General features: G+C 61.8%; 1 protein-coding gene. It reads left to right on the top strand.

Annotated features, from left to right (window positions below; translation table 11 throughout):
• The coding region (gene istA / locus EOE18_RS18160; RefSeq protein WP_127712160.1) for an IS21 family transposase at positions 1–1,403 on the top strand (1,403 nt) is incomplete at its 5' end.
• Positions 1,404–1,419 lie beyond the last annotated feature (16 nt).

Below are 1,419 nucleotides of genomic sequence, written 5' to 3'. Positions count from 1 at the left end.
CGGTAGAGCCGGTGTTCAAAGTGCCAGATCGACCAAGTAAGCTGGACCCGTTTGCCGAGAAACTGACAGGTTGGCTACGGGTGGAGGCGGGCAAATCGCGCAAGCAGAAGCGGACAGCCAAGCAGCTTTACGCTGATCTCGTTGTGCTTGGGTATGATGGATCCTACGGTCGCGTGGCAGCTTTTGCGCGTGATTGGAAGCGAGTCCGTCAATATGAGCAGCAGACCAGCGGGCGCGGAACCTTCGTGCCGCTGGTCTTCCAGCCTGGCGAAGCCTTCCAGTTCGACTGGAGCGAGGATTATGCGGTTCTGGGCGGTAAGCCGGTCAAGTTGCAAGTGGCCCACACGAAGTTATCGCACAGCAGGGCCTACATCGTTCGGGCCTATCTGCTCCAAACCCACGAGATGTTGTTCGACGCCCTGACGCAGGCCTTCCGTGTGCTGGGCGGCGTTCCGCAGCGCGGGATCTTCGACAATATGAAGACCGCGGTCGACAAGATCGGCCGCGGAAAGGCGCGCCAAGTCAATGCCCGGTTCGCCGCTCTGGCCAGCCATTATTTGTTCGAGACGGACTTCTGCAATCCGGCCTCAGGTTGGGAGAAGGGACAGGTCGAGAAGAACGTCCAGGATGCCCGCCACCGTTTGTGGCAACCCATGCCCAGCTTCCCGGACCTCGCCGCCCTTAATGCCTGGCTTGAGGAGCAATGCATCGCGCAGTGGCCAGAAATCCAGCACGGCGCGCTGCCCGGCACCATCGCCGATGTGCACGCGCAAGAAGTGGCCAGTCTGATGCCCATGGGGCGGCCCTTCGATGGCTTCGTCGAGCAGACCAAGCGCGTGTCGCCCACTTGCCTCATTGCCTTCGAGCGTAACCGCTACAGCGTGCCGGCCTCCTTCGCCAACCGGCCGGTCAGTCTGCGCGTGTACCCCGAGCGGCTTGTCATCGTCGCGGAAGGGCAGGTCCTGTGCGAACACGAGCGGATCATTGACCGATCCCACCAGAAACCGGGACGCACGATTTATGACTGGCGGCATTATCTAGCTGTCGTTCAGCGTAAACCCGGCGCCCTGCGCAATGGCGCGCCATTCCTAGAGATGCCCGAAGCCTTCCGGCAATTGCAGGCTGGGTTGTTCAAGCGGCCCGGCGGTGACAGAGAAATGGTCGAGATCCTCTCCCTTGTCCTGCACCATGATGAACAGGCCGTCCTGCGCGCCGTCGAACTAGCGCTTGAGGATGGGGTTGCGACCAAAACCCATGTTCTCAATGTGCTACACCGCCTGATCGACGGTAAGGCGCCACCGGCTCCTCCCATCGATGCGCCGCAGGCCCTGCGCCTTGGCAAAGAGCCCAAAGCCGATGTGGGGCGCTACGACACGCTGAGGGAGATGCGTCATGCGTCATGACCCCGCCAGCGCCGCC

Source organism: Novosphingobium umbonatum (assembly GCF_004005905.1).
Classification (GTDB): Bacteria; Pseudomonadota; Alphaproteobacteria; order Sphingomonadales; family Sphingomonadaceae; genus Novosphingobium; species Novosphingobium umbonatum.
Note: the sequence above shows the minus strand (reverse complement) of the source record. Positions and strands in the feature narration are given on the sequence as shown.